The 20,141-nt window shown below is 67.3% G+C and carries 19 protein-coding genes and 2 pseudogenes; 16 read left to right on the top strand and 5 right to left on the bottom strand.

The genetic code is table 11. The annotated features are described in order from the left end of the window. Positions 1–7: 7 nt before the first annotated feature. From A2790_RS13100 to A2790_RS13090, 3 genes are all read left to right on the top strand, one after another. On the top strand, positions 8–775 hold the full coding sequence (locus A2790_RS13100) for an MOSC N-terminal beta barrel domain-containing protein (RefSeq protein ID WP_293392297.1): 768 nt from the start codon (positions 8–10) through the stop codon (positions 773–775). After that, the gene (gene prmC / locus A2790_RS13095; RefSeq protein WP_293392295.1) at positions 772–1,641 is read left to right on the top strand and encodes a peptide chain release factor N(5)-glutamine methyltransferase; all 870 of its coding nucleotides are present in this window, start codon (positions 772–774) and stop codon (positions 1,639–1,641) included. The genes A2790_RS13100 and prmC overlap by 4 nt, the downstream gene beginning before the upstream one ends. Positions 1,642–1,882: 241 nt before the next feature. Continuing rightward, on the top strand, positions 1,883–2,923 hold the full coding sequence (locus tag A2790_RS13090; protein ID WP_293392292.1) for a DUF4167 domain-containing protein: 1,041 nt from the start codon (positions 1,883–1,885) through the stop codon (positions 2,921–2,923). 35 nt (positions 2,924–2,958) lie between these two features. On the opposite strand, the gene A2790_RS13085 is transcribed toward A2790_RS13090, so the two are convergent. Together A2790_RS13085 and A2790_RS13080 are read right to left on the bottom strand one after the other, a co-directional pair. Further along, a complete protein-coding gene (locus tag A2790_RS13085; RefSeq protein ID WP_293392289.1) occupies positions 2,959–4,035 on the bottom strand; it encodes an alpha/beta fold hydrolase in 1,077 nt (358 codons plus the stop codon). Positions 4,036–4,097: 62 nt separating this feature from the next. After that, positions 4,098–6,095 (bottom strand): TonB-dependent receptor, encoded by a 1,998-nt coding sequence (locus tag A2790_RS13080; RefSeq protein ID WP_293392286.1) that lies wholly within the window; start codon positions 6,093–6,095, stop codon positions 4,098–4,100. A gap of 110 nt (positions 6,096–6,205) precedes the next feature. On the opposite strand from A2790_RS13080, the gene A2790_RS13075 reads away from it, so the two are divergent. Together A2790_RS13075 and A2790_RS13070 are read left to right on the top strand one after the other, a co-directional pair. Continuing rightward, the gene (locus A2790_RS13075; RefSeq protein ID WP_293392283.1) at positions 6,206–6,688 is read left to right on the top strand and encodes a Fur family transcriptional regulator; all 483 of its coding nucleotides are present in this window, start codon (positions 6,206–6,208) and stop codon (positions 6,686–6,688) included. A gap of 26 nt (positions 6,689–6,714) precedes the next feature. After that, positions 6,715–7,185, top strand: a complete 471-nt coding sequence (locus A2790_RS13070) for a hypothetical protein (RefSeq protein ID WP_293392280.1) — start codon at positions 6,715–6,717, stop codon at positions 7,183–7,185. On the opposite strand, the gene A2790_RS13065 is transcribed toward A2790_RS13070, so the two are convergent. Further along, the gene (locus A2790_RS13065) at positions 7,182–7,970 is read right to left on the bottom strand and encodes an RcnB family protein (RefSeq protein ID WP_293392277.1); all 789 of its coding nucleotides are present in this window, start codon (positions 7,968–7,970) and stop codon (positions 7,182–7,184) included. The two genes, A2790_RS13070 and A2790_RS13065, sit on opposite strands and share 4 nt — an antisense overlap. Before the next feature lie 122 nt (positions 7,971–8,092). Between A2790_RS13065 and A2790_RS13060 the strand changes: the two genes are divergently transcribed. Next, complete coding sequence (locus A2790_RS13060; RefSeq protein ID WP_293392275.1) at positions 8,093–8,650, top strand: DUF924 family protein; 558 nt, start codon at positions 8,093–8,095, stop codon at positions 8,648–8,650. A 7-nt stretch (positions 8,651–8,657) separates the two neighbouring features. Here the strand turns inward: A2790_RS13060 and A2790_RS13055 are convergent, their stop codons facing one another. Beyond that, positions 8,658–8,915: a hypothetical protein gene (locus A2790_RS13055; RefSeq protein WP_293392272.1), complete on the bottom strand. Its 258-nt coding sequence runs from the start codon at positions 8,913–8,915 to the stop codon at positions 8,658–8,660. A 166-nt stretch (positions 8,916–9,081) separates the two neighbouring features. On the opposite strand from A2790_RS13055, the pseudogene A2790_RS13050 reads away from it, so the two are divergent. The 9 genes and pseudogenes from A2790_RS13050 to A2790_RS13010 all read left to right on the top strand — a co-directional run. Beyond that, a pseudogene (locus tag A2790_RS13050) lies at positions 9,082–9,672 on the top strand (thymidylate synthase); the annotation flags it as partial. Between the two features lie 228 nt (positions 9,673–9,900). Further along, a complete protein-coding gene (gene thyA, locus A2790_RS13045) occupies positions 9,901–10,809 on the top strand; it encodes a thymidylate synthase (RefSeq protein ID WP_293392270.1) in 909 nt (302 codons plus the stop codon). A 1-nt stretch (position 10,810) separates the two neighbouring features. Beyond that, complete coding sequence (locus A2790_RS13040) at positions 10,811–12,049, top strand: hypothetical protein (protein ID WP_293392267.1); 1,239 nt, start codon at positions 10,811–10,813, stop codon at positions 12,047–12,049. Positions 12,050–12,146: 97 nt separating this feature from the next. After that, a complete protein-coding gene (locus A2790_RS13035; RefSeq protein ID WP_293392264.1) occupies positions 12,147–13,328 on the top strand; it encodes a hypothetical protein in 1,182 nt (393 codons plus the stop codon). Positions 13,329–13,545: 217 nt separating this feature from the next. Beyond that, positions 13,546–14,283 (top strand): hypothetical protein, encoded by a 738-nt coding sequence (locus tag A2790_RS13030; RefSeq protein WP_293392261.1) that lies wholly within the window; start codon positions 13,546–13,548, stop codon positions 14,281–14,283. Between the two features lie 205 nt (positions 14,284–14,488). Continuing rightward, entirely contained in the window at positions 14,489–14,959 is a 471-nt protein-coding gene (locus tag A2790_RS13025) for a hypothetical protein (RefSeq protein WP_293392259.1), read from the top strand. A 193-nt stretch (positions 14,960–15,152) separates the two neighbouring features. Then, positions 15,153–15,422, top strand: a pseudogene (gene thyA, locus A2790_RS13020) (thymidylate synthase); the annotation flags it as partial. A gap of 2 nt (positions 15,423–15,424) precedes the next feature. Then, entirely contained in the window at positions 15,425–15,736 is a 312-nt protein-coding gene (locus A2790_RS13015; protein WP_293392256.1) for a phosphoribosyl-ATP pyrophosphohydrolase, read from the top strand. Positions 15,737–15,779: 43 nt separating this feature from the next. Further along, positions 15,780–16,298: a dihydrofolate reductase gene (locus tag A2790_RS13010; protein ID WP_293392253.1), complete on the top strand. Its 519-nt coding sequence runs from the start codon at positions 15,780–15,782 to the stop codon at positions 16,296–16,298. 54 nt (positions 16,299–16,352) lie between these two features. On the opposite strand, the gene A2790_RS13005 is transcribed toward A2790_RS13010, so the two are convergent. Next, positions 16,353–18,797, bottom strand: coding sequence for a TonB-dependent receptor (locus A2790_RS13005; protein WP_293392251.1), 2,445 nt, complete (start codon positions 18,795–18,797; stop codon positions 16,353–16,355). Between the two features lie 337 nt (positions 18,798–19,134). Between A2790_RS13005 and A2790_RS13000 the strand changes: the two genes are divergently transcribed. Further along, positions 19,135–20,046: an SMP-30/gluconolactonase/LRE family protein gene (locus A2790_RS13000; RefSeq protein WP_293392247.1), complete on the top strand. Its 912-nt coding sequence runs from the start codon at positions 19,135–19,137 to the stop codon at positions 20,044–20,046. Positions 20,047–20,141 lie beyond the last annotated feature (95 nt).

The raw sequence follows: 20,141 nt of genomic DNA, 5'->3' as shown, positions 1-20,141 counted from the left end.
GCCGACCATGAGCGGCCATGTTGCGGCGATCTATCGCCATCCGGTGAAGGGCTTCACGCCCGAGCCCCTGCCCCACGTGGACCTCGCCCCGGGCGAGGGCTTTCCGCACGACCGCATCTGGGCCGTGGAGAACGGGCCGTCCGGGTACGATCCCGACGCCCCGGCCTTCACGCCGAAGCAGAAGTTCACCGTCCTGGCCGCGATCCCGAAGGTGGCGGCCGCGCGCACGCGCTACGACGAGGCCAGCGGCGTCCTGACGGCCGAGGCGCCGGGCGCGCCGGTCTTCTCCGGGCGACTGGCCGACGACCACGGACGGGCGGCGTTCGCCGCGTGGCTGACCGATTTCCTAGACGGGGACGACCTTCGTGGGCCCCTCCAGGTGGTGGATGCCCGTGGCGGTTTCCGCTTCACCGATCATCCCCTGGGCCAGGTCTCGGTGATCAACATGGCCAGCGTCCGCGATCTCTCGCAGAAGATGGGCGTGGAGCTGGACCCGCTGCGCTTTCGCGGCAACCTCTATGTCGAAGGCTGGCCCGCGTGGGCCGAGAACGAATGGAGCGGCCGTGAGTTGATGGTGGGCTGGGGCCGGGCCAAGGTGTTCAAGCCCATCGTCCGGTGCGCGGCGACCGGCGTTGACCCCGCCACGGCGGTGCGCGACCTCGACGTGGTGAAGGCTCTGTTCGACAATTACGGCCACATGTTCTGCGGGATCTACATCCAGATGACGTCTGCCGGCCGCGTGGCCCTGGGCGACGCGGCGACGGCGCCGCAATGACCCTGAACCTCCTCAAGGCCTGGCAAGGGGCCAAGAAGCGCCTGGAGGCCGCGGGCGTCTCCAGCCCGGTGATCGACGCGCGCCTTCTCGTGGAGGCCGCCGCCGAAGCCACGCGGATGGACATCGTCACCGATCCCTATCGCGGCCTCACCCCGGAGCACGAGGCGACGCTGGAGGACTACATCGCCCGCCGCGAGCGCCGCGAGCCGGTCAGCCACATCCTGGGGCGCAAGGGCTTCTGGAAGATCATGCTGGGCGTCACGCGGGACGTGCTGACGCCCCGGCCGGACACCGAGACCGTGGTGGAGTTCGCCCTGCGCGACTTCCCCGAGCATGCGCCGTGGCGGATCCTGGACCTGGGCATCGGCTCGGGCGCGATCCTGCTGGCGCTGCTGGCCGAGCGGCCCGCCGCCAAGGGCCTGGGCGTGGACGTCTCGGAAGAGGCGCTGGCCGTGGCGCGGGACAACGCCGCCTCCCTTGGCCTGGCGAACCGGGTGGCCCTGCTGCGCGGCGACTGGACCGCGGGGCTGGAGGATGCGTCCTTCGACCTGGTGGTCTCCAACCCGCCCTACATCGCCACCCACGTCATCGAGACCCTGGAGCCCGAGGTGCGCGACCACGAGCCGCGCCTGGCGCTCGAGGGGGGCGCCGATGGCCTCGACCACTACCGCATCCTGGCGCCCGAGATCCTGCGCGTGCTGAAGCCCGGCGGCCGCTTCGCCGTGGAGATCGGCTACGACCAGAAGGACGCCGTGGAGGCCCTGTTCAAGGCGGCCGGCGCGGTGCTGGTGCAGACCGTCCGCGACCTCGCCAATCGCGACCGGGTGGTGGTCGGCGAGAAAAAGCCCTTGGAAACGGCGGGCTGACTCGCTACATCAGATCACGTCTCCACCCAAATTCGTCGGTGTTGCAGGTAGATGCGTCCCCATGAAGGACGCCCGCCCGGCCCGACAGGCGCGACGCTTCCTAGCCTCTCGCTGATGAGCTTCCGGGCGGAAGACGGGGAAAACACACGTCTTCACATGACTGACCGGGCCAAGGCTCGACCACGCTGAAGGCCAAGGCGCCGATAGGGGCGCTAGGGAAGAACCGAACGGTTTCCGAATTATGAGAGATTTCAAGGGTATGAAGCGCCAGCGCGGGCGCAATCGGGGCGGCGGCGGCGGCGGCGGCGGCAAGCCGCAGCAGCACAACGCCAACCGTGCGTTCGATTCGAACGGCCCCGACGGCGTGAAGGTGCGCGGCAACGCCCAGCACGTGTTCGAGAAGTACCAACAGCTTGCGCGCGACGCGACCTCCGCCGGCGACCGGGTCCTGGCGGAAAACTACCTGCAGCACGCCGAGCACTATTTCCGGCTCCTGCGCGCCATCCAGCCGAACCGGCCGGCCAGCGAGATCTACAACCGCGACCAGTTCGCCTCCGGCTACGACATCGATTTCGAGGACGAGAGCGGCCAGCAACAGGCGATGGCCGCCGACGAGGCCGCCGCCGAGAACGAAGCCCGCGAGGACGGCGAAGGGCGCGATCAGAACCGCGACCGGGACCAGAACCGCGACCAGAACCGCAACCGCGACCGCGGCGAATGGCAGGGCCGCGACCGGGACGATCGTCCCCGGGATCGCGACCGTGACCGCGGCGACGGGTCCCGCGACCGGTGGCGCGACCGCGACAACCGCGATGGCCGCGACCAGAACCGCAACCGCAGCCGCGATGACCGACCCAGGGATGACCGGCCGCGCGACGACCGTCCCCGGGACGACCGGCCCCGCACCGAGAGCGACGAGCGTCCGGCCGACGACCGGCCGCGCCTGGACCGCGAGGAGCGCGCGCCCCGTGAGGACCGCGCCCCGCGTGAGGACCGTCCGCGCCGCGAGCGCAATCGGGACCGCGACCGCGACGACCGGCCCGAGCGCGATCCGCTGGCGGTCGTGCAGCCGCAGGGCGACCCTGCGCCCCAGGAACGTGGCCCGATGCTGCGCGACTCCGAAGGCGGCGCCAGCCACGCGCCGGCCTTCCTGCAGGCCGTGACCCGGCCGGCCCCCGCGGCCGACGCCGGCGAAGAAAAGCCCAAGCCGCGCCGCCGCCGCGCCCCGCGCAGCTTCGAGGGCGGCGAGGCCGCGCCGGCCACCGCCGATTCCGAGGACTAGGATGGTCCCTCCCCGCTGAGGGAGGGATCCGCCCCCTATTCCGACCGCTTCAGCAGCGCCGCCAGTTCGTCCTTCCAGAGCGCCGCCCAGGTGTGGGTGCCATGGCCGCGGGTTTCCTCGCTGGCCGGGATCAGGACGAACCGCGTGGTCTTGAGGCGCCTGGCCTCCCGCTCGGCGATGCCGAGCTCCGGCGGATTGATGAAGTCGTCGGCCGAGTTCACCCAGGTCATGGGCGCCGTGATCTTCTCCAAGTCCTTCGACGGGTCGTAGGTCCGCGAGGCGTCCAGCTGGTAGATCATGTCGTTGGCGTCCACCGGCGCCATCCGCCGGGCCAGCTCCGGCCCGATCCACGCATCCACCGCCCCGCGCGTCGGCAGCTGGGTCTGCATCGGCAAGGGGGAGGCGCCGGCGAGGATGAGCAGACTCTGCGCAGTCCGCAGGCCCTGGACCGGCTGGGCCACGTAGTCGCCGCCGTTCCAGGCGGGATCGGCCTGGACCGCGTCGATGGCCATCTTGCGCCAGAGCCGGTTCCGTCCCGCGATCTCGACCGGCAGGCAGGCCATCGGCATCAGCGCCTGCGACGCCTGAGGCCAGGTCTCGGCCCACAGGAAGCCGTGCATACAGCCCATGGACGTCCCCATCAGTAGCCGCAGACGATCCACCTTCAGGCCCTTGGTCACCAGCTCGTGCTGGGCCGCGACCATGTCGACGTAGTCGTACTTCGGGAACTTCATCCGCAGGCCGTCCGACGGCTTGGACGAGCCGCCGTGGCCGATGTTGTCCGGCAGGATGATGAAGTACTTCGCCGGGTCCAGCAGCCCGCCCGGCGCGAACAGCACTTCGGCGAACTGCGGGCTGAGGAACTGGCGCCCGGTCCCGCCGGTGCCGTGCAGGATCAGGACGGCGTTGGTCACCTTGCCCGACGCGTCGGTCTTTGGCGCGCCCAGGGTGTGGTAGCGGACCTTCAGCTCGGGCAGGGTCTCGCCGGACCGGAACCTGAAGTCACGGATGACGTAGTCGTGCGTGGCCGGTTCGGGCGCCGCCGCCGCGGCCCCGAGCGACAGCAGCGCGGCCGCCGCCGCCATGGTGAAACTCCGCCAGATGCGCCGCATGCCGCTCTCCCCTTGGACGGCGGCACTCTATCCGATCGGCATCCCGCGGCCAGCCGCAGGCCCTAGAACCGATACCCCACGCCCATCCGGAACGTGCGGCCCGGGAGCGGGACGATGTCCTTCAGGAACGAGGCGTGCTCGCGCGCCTCGACGTTGGTCAGGTTGTGACCGTCCACGAAGACCTTGAGGTCGGCGTTGTTCGCGAAGGGGCGCACCACCAGCGAGGCGTTGAGCATGGTGTAGCCGTCGGTGGGCAACTCGAAGCTGGCCACCCGATCCTGCTTGCCGACGGTGTGCACCTCGACGGTCCCGGTCCACCAGCTGTCCTCGTAGACCCCGCGGGCGGTCAGCGACCACGGCGGGATGCGCACCGCCGGACCAGCATCGGTCTTGCCGCGCACGTAGTCCCCCGCTGCTTCCAGGCGGAAGCTTTTCTCGCCCGAGCGCCAGGGCGTGTAGCCGATCTCGGCCTCGGCCCCGTAGAACTTCGCTCCGCTCTGCACGAAGTTGAAGACCGGGAAGCCGGACTCGTCGTCGATCGCGCCCGTGGGGACCAGGTCGATGAAGTTGTCGTAGTCCGCGTAGAAGCCGTGCAGGTCGAGGGTCCAGGCCTCGCTCGCGTAGTGGGCCGTGGTGTCCAGCGAGTACGAGACCTCCTTGTCCAGAGAGGGATCGCCCACCTCGAAAGCCCCCGTCGCGGGGTGCGCGCCGAACGAGCTCAGCTCCTCCTCGGTAAGGCCGCGGCTGGTGCGCGACAGCGAGGCGCCGAAGAACCAGCCCTCCGCCGGCCGCACGAAGGCGCCGATGGACGCGGAGATGTTGGTGAAGTCGCGGTCGGCCCGCTCGTTCTTGATCGAACGGCTGTCGATCCGGATCCCGCCCTCGACGCCCCAGCCGTCACGGTCCAGCCGCTGCAGGGTGAAGACGCCGATCTCGTCGATCTTGGTGGCGGGGATCAGGGCCTCTTCGCCGAGGGCGTCGAAATCGCGGTGCAGAGCCTGGACGCCCACCGCGCCCTGCCAGCCGCCGCGGTCCGGCTGCACCAGCTCGATGCGCCCCTCGTAACCCTCGGACAGGAAGGTGGTGCCGCGCTCATCGCCCTCGAACTCGGTGTGTTCGTAGTCGGAGTAGCCGCCGCTGAACTTCACGCTCTCGAACGGGCCGAAGGCGAAGTTGAGGCCGCCGCGCGCGTCGACGCGGGTCTGCTTCAGCTCGATGTGGACCTCTTCCTCGGCCGCGCTGCCGTAGGAGCTGTCGGTGTGCTTGACCGCCACGCCGCCCCAGCCCGGCTCGCCGGCCCACGACAGGCCGCCGCCGAAGGCGTCCAGGTCGACGTAGGTGTTCGGCGCCTTGGTCCGGGCGCGCGACGGCGCGGGCAGGCCCAGCTGATCGGCCAGTTCCTGCGACATCGGATCGACCGGGATCTCGTAGTCGTCGCTGCGCCGGTGGGTTCCGTCCAGCGTGAGCGTGAAGCCGCCGCCGAAGCCGGCGGCCACGGCGCCGGAAACCGCCTTGCCCTCGTCGCCCGTGCTGTACGAGCCGAGCACGCGGCCGTGCACCCCCTCGCGGTAGGTCGACGGGATCCGGTTGTCGATGATGTTGACGATGCCGCCGATGGCCGAGCCGCCGTAGGCCAGCGCCGAGGGGCCCCGCAGCACCTCGATGCGTTCGGCTTCCTGCGGGTCGCTGGCCACCTGGTGGTCGGGCGACAGGCCCGAAGCGTCGATCAGGCCGACGCCGTTGGTCAGCACCAGGACGCGGGGCCCCGAGAGGCCACGGATCACCGGCCGGCTCGCGCCCGGCCCGAAGAACGACGAGCGGACGCCGGGAAGATTGGCCAGCACGTCGCCCAGGCCCGACGAAGGAGCCAGGTCCAGCTGCTCGCGCTTCACGACATTGACGCTGGTGGTTGTGGAGTCGATCGAGACGACGTAAGGCGCGGCCGTGACGACCACCTCCGCCAGGTCCTTGCCACCGCCGGCGTCGTCGGCCGCGAACGCGGGGGGAGAGGCGAGCAGCGCGAGAACGCCGGCGGCGGCAAAGAGGGGAACGCGAGACATAGAGCGCCTTTTCGAGGGCAGGCTTGAAACGAGGCGTCACTGTTATGAAATAACATAACCACTCGTCAAGCGCGTTGCCGCTCGGCGCTGAACTGGGTTAGCTGAGGACCATGAGCGGCGCCTGCCACCATCACGAAGACCACGACCACCACGGCCTGCACGGCGCGGCGCTGGGCCGGGCGCTGGAGGCCGCCGAGATGCGGTGCGCCGACACCCAGGAGCGATTGACCCCGCCCCGCCGGCGGGTGCTGGAGCTGCTGCTGGCCGCCGATGCGCCGCTGAAGGCCTATGACCTGATCGCAGCCTACGGCGGCCAGGGCGAGCCCGCCAAGCCGCCCACCGTCTATCGGGCGCTCGAATTCCTGGAACGCCTGGGATTTGCGCACCGGATCGAGAGCCTGAACGCCTATGTCCCCTGTCGCATCGAGGGCGGGCACATGGCCGCCTTCCTGATCTGCGACTGCTGCGGCGAGGCCGCCGAGTTCGAGCCGGACTTCGGCCCCACCCTCGCGGCCTCCCGGGCCGCCGGCTACGAGGTGCGGCAGGTGACGCTGGAGGCCCGCGGCCTCTGCGCCGGTTGCCGGGAGCACTAGCGCTGCACAGGCGTTCCTGACCTCGCATGCGCAGGCGGATCTACCTGGATTGCGACGGCGTGCTGGCCGATTTCGACCGCGGCGCCCAGGCGGTGCTCGGCATGCCGCCCCGCGCCTTCGAACAGCGCTATGGGATCAAGGAGTTCTGGCGGCGGCTGGCCAAAGCGCCGGACTTCTTCGGAACGCTGGAGCCGCTGCCGGACGCGATGCGGCTTTACCAGGCGGTGCGCCACAAGGAGCCCGTGATCCTCACCGGCCTGCCGCTGGGCCGCTGGGCAGAGCCGCAGAAGCGGGCCTGGGCCGAACGCCATTTTCCAGGCGTGCCGGTGATCACCACCCAGGCGGCGCTGAAGCGCGAGCATTGCCACCCGGGCGACGTGCTGGTGGACGACCGCGACAAGTATCGGCGTCTCTGGGAAGAAGCGGGCGGCGTCTTCCTGCACCACAAGGACGCCCGCAGCTCCATCGCGGGGCTGCGGGCGCTGGGCTACATCTAATACCAGAAGACGTTGCGGACGACCTGGACGATCCGGCCGCTGAATTCGTCGATCAGCAGGGCGTCAGGCCCCGAGCGCACCCACTCATAGCCGGGCGGCGGCAGGGGCAGGTCGTACTGCCACGGGTCGACGATCCAGTAGCCGGGGCCGTACCAGGTGCGCGGGAAGAATTCGCCGAAGCTCCAGCTTCGCAGATAGAAGCCGCTGGGTGGGCGCCAGGCATAGCGATAGCGGTGGGAGCTGAAGTAGGCGGGCGGGTAGCGGCCGCGCTCCCAGCGCCGGCGATCGTCGCGCCGATGATCCCGGCGGTCCCAGTCGCGCCGGTCGTCGCCGCGGCGGTCCCAGTCCCGCCGATCGTCGTCGCCCCGGCGGTCCCAATCGCGGCGGTCGCCGTCGCCACGCCGATCCCAGTCTCGCCGGTCGCCATCGCCCCGCCGGTCGCCATCCCGGCGGCCATCGCCGCGGCGGTCGTCGCCCCGCCGCTCGACCCCGGGCTGCCCGGATCGACCGTCGCCGCGGAAGCGTGGCCGGTCCGCCTGGGGCGCCGTCTGGGCCCGAGGCGCCTGGGGCGCCTGCACGGCCTCCGGCGCGCGAACCTCGCGGCCGCTCCGGTCCGGACGTGCGGCGCCCATGCGGTCGGGCTGCGCCTGGTCGCGCCGTTCGAGGCGTTCCTGCCGCCGCTCGGCGCGGTCGCCGCGGTCACCCCGCTCGCCCCGCTCCTGCGCCATCGCGGGCGCCGCCTGGGCCATCAGCACGGCGGCCAGGGCCGCCATCGCCATCTTCATCGTGTTCGATCCAATCCTGGACCGCGCAAGGCGGCCCGATAGTCCCTTGCATAGAAGGATCGGGCCGTCAGGCTGAACCAGGGTTGAACGACGCTGCCGACCGCGCCAAGTCAGGACTTCCGATGGAGGACCGCCCCTTGGCCGCGACGCCGAACGATATCCTGGGCTTCTGGAAGCACGCCGGCCCCAAGCAATGGTACGCCGCCAACCCCAAGTTCGACGACGCGATCCGGCTGAAGTTCGAACCGGTTCACCACGCCGCGGCGCGGGGCGAATACGACAAGTGGGCCGAGACCCCCGACGGCGCCCTGGCGCTGCTGATCCTGCTCGACCAGTTCCCGCGCAATCTCTACCGCAAGTCGGCCCACGCCTTCGCCACTGACCCCAAGGCGCGCGCAATCGCCCGCGCGGCCACCGATAAGGGCTGGCACCTGGAGGTGGAGCCCGAGCTGCGGCAGTTCATGCTGCTGCCGTTCGAACACTCGGAAGACATCGCCGACCAGGACCTGGGCCTGGCCCTCGCCGCCGAGCTGGACGACCCGGAAGTCACCAAGTGGATGATCATCCACCGCGACATCATCGTTCGCTTCGGGCGCTTCCCGCATCGCAATCCGATGCTGGGGCGCACGACCACGGCCGAGGAACAGCAGTTCCTCGACGATGGCGGCTTTGCGGGATGAGGCGGCCCTAGTTGGGCTTGTCGGCCCCGACGTCGTCCTTGGTGCTCTCGGCGGCCTTGGTCACGCACACCTTGCGCGGCAGGCGCGAGCCGCTGGGCGTGGCGTTGTAGCAGGTCCGCGAGGGGCCCTTGGCCTCGGACTTGGCGGACTTCTCCGGCTTGGCGGCCTGCGACTGGGCGGCCTCGGTCTGGGCGGGGGCTTCGCCGGCCTGGGTGGTCTCGGGCGCGGCGAACATCACCAGCGCGGCCAGGGCGGAAATCAGCATAGAAGTTCCATCCTACATAAAAACTGTAGGGCGGCTCTTAACGGCCGTTAACACACTGGCCAAGCCTGGATGCGACGAACGGTCATGTGGGCGAAGTACGCTGCTTGTGGAGAAGGCAGCGGGTGACGCTGTTCGCCCGCCGCCGAATCGCCCAGGCTCGACTCAGATGAACGCTCACGTCGCCATCGCCGCCCCGTACCAGGCCGGCCCGGACCATCCGGAGCGGCAGTACCTCGATCTGCTCGCCGACATCCTGGCGAACGGCGTCGAGCGCGGCGACCGCACGGGCACCGGCACCCTGGGGGTCTTCGGCCGACAGATGCGGTTCGACCTCAGCCGGGGCTTCCCCCTGCTGACCACCAAGAAGCTGCATCGCAAGTCGATCATCCTGGAGCTCCTCTGGTTCCTGCGCGGGGACACCAACGTGCGCTGGCTGCAGGAGCGCGGCGTCAGCATCTGGGACGAATGGGCCGACGCCGAGGGCGAGCTGGGCCCGGTCTACGGCAAGCAGTGGCGCTCGTGGACGGCGCCGGACGGCCGCGTCATCGACCAGATCGTGAACCTGGTCGAAGGGCTGAAGACCAACCCCAACAGCCGCCGTCACATCGTCTCGGCCTGGAACCCGGCCGAGGTGGAGGACATGGCGCTGCCGCCCTGCCACTGTCTGTTCCAGTTCTTCGTCGCGGATGGGAAGCTGAGCTGCCAACTCTACCAGCGCTCCGCCGACGTCTTCCTGGGCGTTCCGTGCTTTTCCATCCACTAACGAGCGGTATGCCCACGGCCGTCGCCCATCGATTGTAAGAAAAGCCGACCCGTTCCGAGGGGATAGCCAGCCGCTGCCCTGCGACGGACTCTCCCACAGCTGACCATACCGGTATGCACAAGTTTCCCGACGAGGAAGATTGCGCCGGCACAGCGAATCACGAAGCTCAGACCGAAGCCCCCCGGTGCCACCGCGGTTGGCGCTCCTTCGAGGACGGTTTGTATGCCCATCGCCAACGACGGCTCCGCTGAGCGGCAGTACCTCGAGCTTATCGAAGAAATCCTCACGAACGGCGTCTACCGCGACGATCGCACTGGGGTGGGGACCTACTCGATCCACGGAGCCACGATGCGCTTCGATCTTTCTGAGGGGCATATCCCTGTCCTGACCACGAAGAAGACGGGGTACAAGCTCGCGATCAAGGAGATGCTCTGGTTTCTCTCTGGGGAGACTAACATTCGTCCTTTGCTCAGGTCAGGCGTGAGCATTTGGTCTGATTGGCCACATCAGAAGTACGTCAAGGCAACAGGCGAGGACATCCCGATGGATGTGTTTGAGGCCCGCATCCTTGCCGAAGACAATTTCGCTGAACGATGGGGCGATCTCGGCCCCGTGTATGGTTCGCAATGGCGGCGCTGGAAGGGAGCGGACGGTGCCGAGCATGACCAGCTCTCCGCCCTCGTCGAACAAATCAAAACAAATCCGAACTCTCGAAGACTTCTGTTCCATGGTTGGAACGTAGCTGAAGTTGACGAGATGGCCCTGCCGCCATGCCATCTCCTATATCAGTACTTCGTTGCGGACGGACGGCTCTCAAGCACCGTCTATCAACGTAGTGTCGACGTTGGGCTCGGACTGCCCTTCAACATCATCGGCGCCTCGATCCTACTGCGCATGCTTGCGCAGCAATGCGACCTAGAGCCAGGCGAGTTGTTCTGGGTCGGGCATGATGTCCACATCTACGCCAATCACGCTGAGAGCCTGACTATCCAGCGCGGCCGGAGCCCCAGAGAATTCCCCAAGCTGCACTTCCGGCGCCGTCCAGAGTCGCTTTTCCAGTACGAGATCGACGACTTCGAGGTGACGGGGTACGCGCCTCACCCGGCGATATCGATGGCGGTTGCCGTCTAGGTTGGGAAAATCAATCAGCGCGGTGACGGCAGCCGAGCGCGTGGTGCTTGCGCTCAATAGTCACGCGGAAAATGGCACACTCCCATTAGCCGGCGGCCTGATTGACCGTTCTGCCATCGCGACCCAGCTTGGGCTTCCGGCGGAGGTCCAACAGACCGCTGAGGTAGAGGCCGCTTTCCACAAGGCTGATCAGCTCGCTGGCCACTTGCTCCCTTCCCGCACGCTGGGGCTCAGGGAAGCCCAGGCAGCTGCAAGGCACGCCGCTGCTGCTACGGTCGACGCCCATCTACGGCTGATGGAAGCGAATGGCGAGTGGATGCCGGTCAGCCGAGGCAAAATCTCTCGGTCCGGAATCTGCGATCCGTTAGGCCTTTCCGAGTCGCTGCGCCGGTCCCCCGAGGTTGAGGCCGTCTTCCATGCCGCGGACGAACGAGCGGGTCGGGAGGCAGGCCCATCTTCGCAGTTTGATCAGTTTGCGCCCCGCCTACAGGAGTTGCTCACCGGCGCCGACATAGAGCTGCGCAACGGGCGCGTACCATTGGTCTGGGCTGCAAAAGCCCTCGGGCTCAAGCCCTATCAGGTGCGCAACGCTCCGGCGCTCCGCAAACAATTGGACGGCTTCAACCGCCCCGATCTAGCTGCGGTAGGGGTGCCAAAAATCCCCAAGGTCCGGCGCGAGCGAGCGGTAGCGTGGCTAGGTCTCCCCTCACGACAGATGGGTGGATACGCGCAGCTTACCATCGACCAAGACAGGCTTTGCAGGGATGCGCACCTCAATTCCCGCGCCACAATGTTCTGCGGTTCTCTGGTCCACGATGCCGCAATCGCGGTGGGACTTCGACCGGCCAGCCCCACAGCGCCAAAGCCATACGCCAAGAAGTTGTGCACTTGGATCCAACTGCGAGACATGTTGGCTCCGCTTGATCGCATTTACGAACTGCGCGGTCTGCCGGGCGTGGACGCGCCGAACTTCGAACCGTTTCCATACGGTATCGCGCCGGCGGCACGCCCAGTCGGCGAGTCTGTTGGAAGAACCCCGACGCCGCCGGCGCGGCAATACATGTTTCTGCTCGACCGCAGCATGCGCTGGGTTGCCGACTACGGTCCCAGCTTAGTCGACGCACTGGAGCATCATCAGCGCGGCGAGCTCTTCGTCCCACCTTCGGAATTGCAGGACTTGCCCGCAACACCTTTCCCACTTGCCCAATTCAGAAAGGCGAAGGACGGGCAGGTAGTCTAACGCGTCGCGTTACAGGGACTGGCCTGGTTGGCGAAAGGCGCTCGGCGTCGACATCGTCATCGAGAAGCGTTTCATCAGAACCTTCACCGATGCGCAGGTGCAGATGGGCCTGTTGAAGTCGGGCGACGGCCCCGGTTTCGACGCTTTCGTGCAGATGTTCCAGGACAAGATCCAGGCGCTTTTTGGTGACGATCGGCCGGATTGTGTGATCGTCTGCATTCCGGAGGCCGTGGGCGACCTTCGCGTGGAAAACCCCGGCCTGTCGTCAACGGAACGCGAGGCTCTTCGCCGGCTCCAGGCCGAGGAAGAGGGAGATCAGCTCAACCTCTTCGCCCCGACACCCGAAGAACTGAAGGCCGCGGAGGATCTCCGCATGCAGGCCGACGAACTACTGTTCCGCACCTTCTACCGTGCATTGAAGGCTCGGGTCATGGATCACCCGAACCCGATTCCACTGCAGGTCATTCGCCGCGACACGGTTGAGCGGGCCGACGACAAGGGCCAAAGCCACGCCACCCGAGCCTGGCACCTAGGAGTATCGCTACTCTACAAATCCGGACGAACGCCCTGGCAGCCGGCGGACCTGCCCGCCAACACCTGCTTCATCGGCATCTCGTTCCACTACCTCAAGCGGAGATCTGGCGGCTTGGTCTATGCGAGCTTGGCTCAGGCAGTCTCGACCGAGTTTGAACCGTTCGCCCTCAGCGGCGCCTCGATCGATCAGGACCAGAGGCGCGATCGAAGACCATATCTGAATGAGGACCAGGCCAAAGGCTTACTCGCGGACATCCTCCGGGAATACGAGGCGCGGGCCGGCGTTAGTCCGGACCGAATCGTTTTTCACAAGACCTCCGCCTACGAACCCGAGGAGATCGCCGGCTTCCAGCAAGCCGCGGCCGGTCGGGTCGCCTCCTGCGAGCTCATTTGGCTCCGGCCGACATCGTTCCGCCTGGTCCGGAAGGGTCAACAGGAACCTTGGCGCGGCACACTCTGTACGGTTGGCGACGAGAACTACCTCTTCACCATGGGGTTCATGCGATGGTGGCGCGAGTATCCCGGCCCCCACATTCCGGCTCCGGTGGAGATCGGCAGCGCCCTTCCGACGGATCTGCGGGAACGCGCCCGCGAAATACTGGCGCTGACTAAGATGAATTGGAACAGCAGCGAGGGGGTCTCACGCTATCCCGTCACCTTGTCATTCGCGCGCAAAGTCGGAGAGATTATGGCGGAGTTGCCGGAAGGAAAGTCTCCCAACCCATCCTACAGGTTCTACATGTGATCTGCAGGGAAGTCGGGTGACAGGCGGACCCCGACTCGTGGGTCTGCCGGCCTCGAGCAAGCGCCTTCGCCGAGTTGAAGTCACAGCACTTAAGGCCGCTGCCGGGGGCGCTATGGACTGCTAGCTGCCCACCAAGCGGAGCGCTTGCGATCAGCCAATTCCACGGAATATGAACGACGCCCACGCTCGTTCTGACCCCACAGCGTAGGTGGCGCCGATGTTCGATTTCGACCGCGTCGGCGCGGTCCGCAGGTTAGTGACCAGCTATCTCCGTAGCCCGTCGATCAGCCACATGCGCGACCCGCATTCCGTCGACCGACTGGTCGAGCAGATTCTCGGGGCAATCGACCGGGAGCCCTCGGTCTGGCGCAAATGGTTGGCCGAGCGCGAGACGTTCCTGCAGGCCGCAGCTCCCTACTGGCTGCCGCTCGAGGATCTGCGGAACTTCCTCAATGGTCTACCTGGGCCGCCCCTGACACTCACTGACGTTGAGCAGCGCGTACGGGCCATTAACGATTCGCCCTTCACCTCTCGCCGCGACGAAGAACTGCGGCCTGGGTGCGAGGCGCTCTATGCCCGGGAGAAGGCCGAAGGGACCGAGTTGGCCGCCATCGTCGGAGCCCTGGAAGACTTCGTCTATTTCGAAGGACTGAAACTCGAGGCGGCGCGGGCGGACGCTCGGCGCCGGCGCATTGAGGACGAACGCCTCGCCCTTGAGCAGGGGTTCCTGTCCGGCGCCGATTGTAAATGGACGGCGATCCAGAGATCCCCAGAGCTCTACACGCGGATCAACGGGCGGGCCTACCGGCTGAGCCCGACCAAGGACAAGCGCTGGGAGCTGTACAGGATTCAGACGGTGGAAGACGGCGGGGCCAGGATCGGCCTGTATGGCTCCCGGGGCGACGCGAACAAGGTGCTCGCAAAGCTCGCTTACGACCCCGAAGTCTGGTGGTGATCATCGCGGCGGCCGATCTGCCGCAGAGAGACGAAGGTCAGCTCACTTGCCGAAGACGACGCTCAAGCGCGTGGAATAGGCTCGGAGCTCGAAGACCCGGCACCCGGTTAGCAGGTCGGCATGTCAGCCTTCCGGGCACACGCCAACGTCTGTTTTTGGCGAGCCACGACCTGACGCAACCTCTGCCCATGCTAAGCTTGGTCTTATGGACGAGTTTGACCTGCCGGCGGAGATCGAGCCGCTGTTGGCCGCGCGCGATAGCTTGAAGCAGCGTTACGCTGCGTCCGGGCTACGGTTTACCTTGGACGGCAACTTGGTTGGCGACATCGGGGAGGCAGTGGCTGCCGAGTTGTTCGGCCTAGAGCTCACCGCCAGGTGCGGTCCCGCAGTCGACGGCTTTGCACCTGGGCCAGACCGCAAATCAGTACAGGTGAAGGCCAGTGGCACATTTCGAGGACCGGCATTCCGAAAACTGGAGATCGGCGCCGACCACCTCCTCTTCTTCCACTTCGACTTCGATCAGCGTCGAGGGATAGTGATCTTCAATGGGCCTGAGTCAGTTGCCCTATCCAAAATGCCATCCAGCTGGACCGGTCAGCGATCAATTTCCTTGAAACATCTTCGCGAGACCCACGGCGCATTGGCCGATCAGGACAAGCTGCCTCGAATACGATGAGTCTCCTCTTGGGACCCGATCCCAAAGACACAGCTCAGTGCCGAGCATGCCTGCCGGCATACTCGGAGTAAGATTGGCTGCCGAGCCGCCCTGCGTCGCAAAGGCCCGATGCGATGCGCAAAGCAAAAGCTTCACGCATCAGGCCCTTGCGAGACTCACCGCCGCAGCCATACCGTTCTGGGTGGAAAGAAATCCGTTCAACATCGCCAGCTACGCCCTGCTGACCCTGATGGTCGCCAAGGTCTGCGGCCTGGAGCCGGGAGAGTTCGTCCACACCCTGGGCGACGCGCACCTCTACCTGAACCACCTGGACCAGGCCCGGCTGCAGCTCACCCGAGAACCGATGCCCCTTCCGGTCATGCACATCGCCGACCGGACCGACCTGTTCGCCTTCGAGTACGACGACTTCAGGCTCAAGGGATACAGCGCCCACCCCTCGATCTCGGCCCCCATCGCGGTCTAGCCATGAACCCGCCGCTCACACTCAGGGAAGTCACCGAGTCCGCGGCGGAAATCTCCGACATCTATGCCGGCAAGTACGGCATCGCCCGGGACGACGACTGGTACCTCCTGAAGCTGCAGGAGGAGCTGGGCGAGCTCGCCCAGGCGCACCTGCGCCTTTCCAGCCGCGGCCGGGGCGAGGCCTGCGAGCACGACCGCGCCGACGAGGCGGCCGACGTCCTGTGCATGCTGCTGCTCTATTGCCGCCGCTTCGGCATCGACCCGGACGCGGCGGTGCGCCGCAAGTGGCTGCAGTGGCTGGAGCCGGCGGCCTGACGCGCCATTGGTGGCTTCCCGCGGCGTGAGCTAGAGACACGCCATGTCCAACGTCATCCTCTCCGCCGGCCCTATCGCCCGCGCCCGCAACGGCGTCATCGGACGTGGCGGGACCCTGCCCTGGCGTCTCAAGTCGGACCTGGCGATCTTCCGCGCCATCACCATGGGCAAGCCGGTGATCATGGGCCGCAAGACCTGGGAGAGCCTGCCGAAGAAGCCGCTGGTCGGCCGGACCAACATCGTGCTGAGCCGGGACGGGTCGTTCGAGCCGGCCGGGGCCGTGGTCTGCGAGGACTTCAGCGAGGCGGTGTCCATCGCCAAGGAACAGGCGGACGAGGACGGGGCGGCCGAAGTCTGCGTGATCGGTGGCGCCTCGCTGTTCGAGCTGGCGCTGCAGAAGGCCCGGCGGCTCTACCTCACCGAGGTGGAGGCGGAGGTCGAGGGCGACGTGGTGCTGAGCCCCATCGACGAGAGCCGCTGGACGGAGGTGCGATCCGAGCGGCACGAGGCGTCGGACGTCGACGAATACCCCTTCACCGTCCGCGTCCTGGAGCGGCGCTGAGGAAAGGCGGCCCGGGACGGATACGCCCCGGGCCAGGGGGAGGAACCCCTTCGCTCAGTATGCGAAGGTCAGCGAAGCCCCATAGGTGCGGGGCTGCCCCGGGAAGCGGACCACGACGTTCGCGTTCGAGCTGACGGCGGTCCAGTAGTAGGTGTTGGTCAGGTTGCGCACCCAGAGCTGGGCGCGCCAGCGGTCGTCCAGGCGGTGGACGCCGATGCTCGCGTTGACCAGGCCGTAGTCCTTGATCACGAACTTCGGGTCGCCCTCGAGGTCGGCGTGGCTGTCGTCCTGCCAGCGAGCATTCATCGCCACCTGCAGGCCGAGATCGCCCGTCAAGTCGCGGTTATAGAGCGCGGTGATCGCCCCCGACCGCTTGGGGCTGTAGAGGAACGGGGCGCCGTCGAAGTCCTGTGGCTGGCCGGCCGAGTTGATCCCCACATAGTTCTGCACCTCGGTGTGCAGCAGGGTGCCCGAAGCGATCAGCGTGAATTCCGGCGTGACCCGCCAGGTCACCTCGCCGTCCAGGCCATAGGCCTCGCCCTTTGGCACGTTCTGCAGCCGCGACAGGGCGGTGTAGATCGGGTCGGCGAAATAGACGCTGAGCTGCTTGTCCTCGTAGTCGTAGTAGAACGCGCTGACGTTCACCTGCATGCGGCGTTGGAGCAGGCCCGCCTTGAGGCCCGCCTCGTAGGCCGTCAGCATCTCCTGCTTGGCCGGAGCGTTCTGGGTGGAGATGTTGGCCGCGTTCACCGGCGTGGCGCCGGCCTTCGCGCCGCGCGAGACCGAGCCGAACAGCAGGACGTTCTCGGCCGGCTTCCAGTCAAGCGCCACACGCCAGGCGACGTTGTTCTCGTCCAGCTTCGAGATCACCGGGCCGAAGCTGAGGGTCGCCGGGTTGAACGTGTTGCACTGGTTCTGCCCGATGGGAGCGACGACCGCGCCATAGACCTGGAAGAAGAGCGCGCGGTTCACGACGTTGACGTTCGGCAGCATGCTGCCCTGGAAGTCGCGCGAGCAGCCGTTGTAGTCCTGCTTGTCCTCGGTATAGCGGATGCCGCCGGTGATCTTCAGGCTCTCGGTGATCTCGTAGTCGGCGTTGGCGAACAGGCTCCAGGTCTTGGTCTCGATGTCGCCGCGGTCGACGTAGGTGCGGAACGCCTGCGCCATCTGGGCGGCGGTATAGCCGCCGCCGTTGAACGGCGTGGCCAGCAGGCCCGAGCCCGCGAACCGGATCAGGCCAACATTCGAGTTCTGGCCGAGCAGGGTGCGGTTGGAATCGACGATTTCGTCGCGGGCCACATAGCCGCCGACCAGCCAGTTCACCCGGTCGGTAGAGCCCTCGATGCGGAGCTCCTGCGACAGGGACTCGATGTCCCCGCGGGCGTTCTGCAGCAGGATCTCGTAGGGGGCGCCGCTCCAGTCGAACAGCGCGCGCCGCTTCAGGTCCTGGAAGCCGGTGAGCGAGACCACCCGCATGTCGTCGTTGAGGTCGTAGGCGATGCGAAGCTTCAGCGCCGTGAACTCATTGTCCTCGCGCAGCGGGCCGGCGAGGCCCGCGCCGATACCGATGTCGGCGCTGCGCGCGGCGCGCGGCGCCCAATCGGCCTGACTGGCCTTGGTGGGCTGGTTGGCGGCGATGTAGGCCGCGAGGCCGGGCGCCAGGAAGGGGCTGTTGGCGGTGGCGGGCGTGAAGCCGATGCCCTGGGCGGCCACGGTGTCGGACTGGTTCTTCCAGTAGCTGACCGAGGCGTCCACCGAGAGGCGGTCGTTAGGCGTGAAGGCCAGCGAACCGCGCACGCCCCAGCGGTCGACCTCGCCTTGCCGCTCGCCGCGCGAATTGGAGACCTGCCAGCCCTTGTCGCTGTTCTCCACGCGGAAGGCGAACCGGCCCACCAGGTTCGGCGCGATCTGGCCGTTGACGAAGCCATCGAGGTTGTAGGTCTTGTAATTCCCGGCCTCCGCGGTGACCTGGGCGGCGAATTCGTCCGTGGGCTTGCTGGTGACGAAGTTAACCAGGCCGGCCGTGGTGTTGCGCCCGTAGAGCGTGCCTTGCGGCCCCTTCAGCACCTCCACCCGCTCCAGGTCGAAGATCGGCCCGGTCATCATGAAGGGATAGGCGTAGGCGACCTCGTCCACGTAGGTGCCGACGGTCGAGGTGGCCGACAGGTTGATGGTGTTGAAGCCGATCCCGCGCAGGGTGTAGGTCGGCACCCCCTGATAGCTCTGCGAGACGGAGAAGCTCGGCGCGAAGGCCGAAAGGTCCCGGGTGTCGGTGACGTGCAGTTGCTCCAGCACCTCGCCCCGCACGGCCTGGATGCCCATGGCCACGTCGTTGGCGCTTTCCTCGCGGCGTTGGGCGGTGACCACGATGGCGTCGACCAGGGCCGGCTCATCCGCGGGCGGCGGCGGGGTCTGGGCCCAGGCGGCGGACCCTCCCAGCAGGGCGAGAGCGGAAGCGCCCAGCACGAGGCGACCGCGGCGGCGGTGGGTATCTGACATCATGACCTCCCCGGGCCGCCGCCGACGTGGGCGCACGACCTCATGCTGCGGACATGAATCCGCAAGCTCTTGTTACGCAGTGGCGCAGGTGGCGCCGGCTGATCGCGGGATAGGTGCAGTCGCCCGCAGCTCACGACAAGCTATCGGAAGTGACAGGGTGAAGTATTCGAACATCCGTTTGTGTCGAATATCACACGCCGTTTGACCCAGCGTCACGACGAGTATTTCACCGGGAGGCGCACGGTGACGTAACGTCAGGACCACTCAAGGCCCCTTCCCTCCCCCCGCGGCGCGGACGCTATAGTCCGCGCAAAGACACACGAGGGAGGATGCGGCCATGGACATCGAACTGATCTGCGAGGGGCTGGAGTTTCCGGAGGGGCCCATCGCCATGGCCGACGGCTCGGTCATCCTCACCGAGATCAAGGGGCGGCGACTCACGCGGGTGAAGCCGGACGGGACCAAGGAGCTGGTCGTGGAGACCGGCGGCGGGCCGAACGGGGCCGCGATCGGCCCAGACGGCGCCATCTGGATCACCAACAACGGCGGCAGCTTCGAATGGCTGGACCAGGGCGGCCTGACCATCCCCGGCCCGACCCCCGCTTCGCACACCGGCGGCTACATCCAGCGGTTCGACCTGAAGACCGGAAAGCTGGAGACGGTCTACGATAGCTGCGGCGGCAAGCGGCTCGTGGGCCCCAACGACATCGTCTTCGACCGGCAGGGCGGGTTCTGGTTCTCCGACCACGGCTGCTCCACGCCGGACGGGCGGAAGAACGGGGCGGTCCACTATGCGAAGACGGACGGCAGCCACATCAGCCAGCAGCGGGGCCACCTGATCTCGCCCAATGGCATCGGCCTCTCGCCCGACGAGAAGACCGTCTATGTGGCCGACACCATGCTGGGCCGTCTCTGGGGCTTCGACGTAGCCGAGCCGGGCGTGCTGGGCCCGCCAGACGGGTTCGCGCCGGGGCGGGTCATCTGCAACCTGCCGGGCTATCAGCTACTGGACAGCCTGGCCGTCGAAGCCGGCGGCAAGGTCTGCGTGGCCACCATCATCAACGGCGGGATCACCGCGTTCGACCCCAACGGAACCACCGAGCACTATCCGGTCCCCGACCTGGTGGTGACCAACATCTGCTTCGGCGGCCCCGACATGACCACCGCCTGGATTACCGCCTCGTCCACCGGCAAGCTCTACCGGGCCAAGTGGCCCCGGCCCGGGCTGAAGCTGAACTTCAACGCCTAAACTGCGCTCCTCCCCCGTCGCGCAGACGGCGGGGGAGGGGGACCACGAAGTGGTGGAGGGGGCGCGAAGCTCCGGCCTCCGGGCTTGAGGCCTTG

It is taken from the genome of Phenylobacterium sp. RIFCSPHIGHO2_01_FULL_69_31, from assembly GCF_001824475.1.
GTDB lineage: Bacteria > Pseudomonadota > Alphaproteobacteria > Caulobacterales > Caulobacteraceae > Phenylobacterium.
This window is presented reverse-complemented; position numbering and strand designations above follow the sequence as displayed.